Source organism: Mycobacterium sp. IDUB_24, assembly GCF_055419385.1.
Genome location: NZ_JBVAXO010000029.1, coordinates 1 through 244, shown reverse-complemented (window position 1 = coordinate 244; position 244 = coordinate 1). Strand labels below are relative to the sequence as shown.

Genomic DNA, 244 nt, shown 5'->3' with positions numbered 1-244 from the left:
GCGAACGGTGCCGCGACATGATCCGGGTTGTTGCGGTCGGCCTTCTCCGCGGCCGGGACCTCACTGGCGATGCTGCGGTCACGCACCGTGATCGGACGCAATTGCCCGTTGAGGATGCACATCACCGTGCGCATACCCCGCTCGTCGGCATCGGAGATCGCCTCCAGACCGATCAGCAACTGCACACCGCGCTCGAGCTCGACCCGGTGTTCCTCGCCGTAGCGCAGCCCGTAGAAGAACTGAT

Annotated in this window: 1 protein-coding gene; it reads right to left on the bottom strand. The window is 65.2% G+C overall.

All coding sequences use genetic code 11. From position 1 onward, the window contains the following. The coding region (locus tag ACZYZF_RS29515) for a hypothetical protein (RefSeq protein ID WP_463837609.1) at positions 1-244 on the bottom strand (244 nt) is incomplete at both ends.